Source organism: Streptomyces sp. NPDC006551, from assembly GCF_040611675.1.
In the GTDB taxonomy this organism is placed as follows: Bacteria; Actinomycetota; Actinomycetes; order Streptomycetales; family Streptomycetaceae; genus Streptomyces.
The window spans coordinates 1-2,403 of sequence record NZ_JBEXOT010000096.1 but is presented as its reverse complement, the minus strand read 5'-3'; the positions used below and the strand labels follow the sequence as shown (position 1 = coordinate 2,403).

Sequence of the window (2,403 nt, the reverse complement as noted above, 5' to 3'; positions counted from 1 at the left end):
GTCGGGGGCGCGGGCGGACCAGCTGTGGATGGTGGTGGGGATGCTCGACCGTGCGGTCGGGCGCAAGGAGATGCCTGACCGGGCCGCTCGTACGGCGGGGCAGCTGTTCACGTGGCCGGCGCTGGAGGCGTTCTGGGGCCTGGCGGTGGCCGGGGAGTTGCGGCACCTGGCGAAGGACGTGGGGAAGCCGTTGCCGTTGGCGTCGCAGCGGATCGTGCGGGACTGCTTGGCGATCCTGGCCGACCTCGTTGTCCCTGGGAAGACGGTGCGGTTGCCGGTGGTGGATCAGCCGGAGTTGAAGGACACGGTCGACGGCCGGTCGCAGGCTGCGCTGTACCGGGGGCTGGCGGACATGGCGTCGTCCGGGCCGCTGGCGCGGGACGGTGTCGCGCTGTCGGCTGGGGAGCGGGCGCGGTTGCTGGCGATGGTGGCCATCGTCCTGGACTCGGGGTGCCGGTCGGGGGAACTGGCGGCGCTAAGGCTCGCCGATGTGGCCGCTGGCGAGACGGCGGTGGGGATCCGACGCCGGCCGCAGAAGGCTCCGCCCGGGCGGGTGGAGGAGATCGCGGCGCTGGCGAAGGTGCATCCGGAGACGGTACGAGCGATCCGGTCGGGGCAGGTGCATCAGCGGTCGGAGGCGGTCCGTCAGCGGGTGTTGGCGGCGATCGACGAGTTGGAGCCGCTGCCGGAGCAGGAGTGGTACCCGCTGCGGGAGGGTTCCCGGGTGGCGCTTCGCCGGTGGCTGGATGTCCGGGAGCGGGTGGTGGAGGCGTTGCCGCTGGAGGGCGGGCGGTCGGCTCTGTGGGTGACGCTGCGGGCATCGAAGGCCGGGCCGCCGGGGGTGACGCTGCGGCCGCAGGGGCTGCGGCAGGCGTACGGGAAGGGGGTGACGGCGTTGAACTGGGTGATGGCCGGCCGGTACGGGTGGGAGCCGTTGCCGACGACGATGGAGCAGCTGCGGCGTGCGGTCGACGTGGAGCCGTTGCCCGCGGAGCGTGCTCGGGTGTTGGCGGAGGGCTGACGGGGTTCACCCGGTCGCGGGCGCATGGCGCGCCGTGTGGCGTGGTGGCTCGTACGGTCGCGGTGGCACCTCCGGCAGGACGGTGGTGTGGTTCCCGGGTGGCCCTCGCGTACTTCGCACGGCGTGGGGGCCACCGCCATCAATCGTCCAACGATTCCCAGCGCGCACGACAGGGCAGCCGGTTGCACCTGTCGTCGCCGGGCACGCTGGAGGCGGGCACTAGTCCCCCTGCTCCAGTACCGATCTCCTTGGATTGAAAGCAGGCTGCCACGGCGGTCTTGCGGGTGGGCCAGGTGCCTGTGACGGCTACGTGCACTTGCTGGCGGCGGGGGGAGCGGGCGAGCTTCTCCGGTTTCACGCGCCCGGCCAGGGATTCTCCGCCCTGGGTGAGTGTCCGGGGGGCGTGGTAATCGGTGGTCTCCGCCAGGTAGGACTCCAGCTCTACGCAGTGGCCTACGGGCGGCGCCGGGCTGTCGACCGACTGAATCCCGGATGCGGCACGGAGTTCGTTGATGTACGCGATGAGGTCGGGCCCCGGGTGGAACCATTCGCGACCTCGACCTGATGCACGCAAGTGCTGGAATCGCCGGTGCAGTTGTCCCTCCCGAACGATGTCGCCGGGCTCGGTTGCCAGGTCCTGCGCGTGCAGGGACATCATCCGCTGCGGAAGGTTGGTTGTAGTTCCGATCTTGATGAGGCGTTCTCGGCGGGCGAAGTAGATGATCGGGGCGTGCTGCGTGTTCTGCGGGATCGGCTGGACTCTGTACCCGTACTTGCGAGCCCATGTCGTCACGGACCGAGTCAGGTTCGTCTCCAGCTCGCGCACCTTGGCGACTCCAGCAATGTGGGCCAGAAGGACTGACGCTTGTTCCTCGTGGTCGAGACAGAAGCGCAGCGGCTCCTTTGTAGTGGCCAGGGTGCGGCAGTCTCCGAACGAGCAGGTCCGGGTGGTGACGGGTGACGCAATTACCTGGACGCGCGAACCGCATCCGCAGCGGAAGGCGTTACGGCCGGCGCGGCCGTATGGGCTCATGGATCGGCCGCATCCGCAGCTGACGGCGAACTGCTGCATGGTCAGGTGTTCTCTCATTCATGGCTGGGTCTGGCGCGCTGGCGAGGTCCGGGGCTAGACTGCGCGTGCGCAATCTTTGTGACTTTGAAGGCCACCACCCGAGTTCGGGGCGGTGGCCTTCGTCGTCAGGCGGCGGTCTCGGCCTGGAGCGCGCGGTCCAGGAGCGTCCGGTAGATGTCGAGGTGGTTGGCCAGTTCGCGGCGCTGCTGGGCATCGATGCCGAGGATGAAGCCGTTCGCGCTGTACGTGTCGCCCTGCATGACGCTGTCGAGGGCTTCCAGCTCCAGGCGGTTGGGGAGCGGCTGGTGGG

At 69.7% G+C, this 2,403-nt stretch carries 3 protein-coding genes; 1 reads left to right on the top strand and 2 read right to left on the bottom strand.

Annotation, left to right across the window (positions count from 1 at the left end):
* On the top strand, positions 1–1,021 hold a 1,021-nt coding region (locus ABZY12_RS34295; RefSeq protein ID WP_356897369.1), incomplete at its 5' end, for a hypothetical protein.
* Between the two features lie 139 nt (positions 1,022–1,160).
* Here the strand turns inward: ABZY12_RS34295 and ABZY12_RS34290 are convergent.
* The gene (locus tag ABZY12_RS34290) at positions 1,161–2,093 is read right to left on the bottom strand and encodes a GIY-YIG nuclease family protein (RefSeq protein ID WP_356897367.1); all 933 of its coding nucleotides are present in this window, start codon (positions 2,091–2,093) and stop codon (positions 1,161–1,163) included.
* Between the two features lie 125 nt (positions 2,094–2,218).
* The coding region (locus tag ABZY12_RS34285) for a hypothetical protein (protein WP_356897365.1) at positions 2,219–2,403 on the bottom strand (185 nt) is incomplete at its 5' end.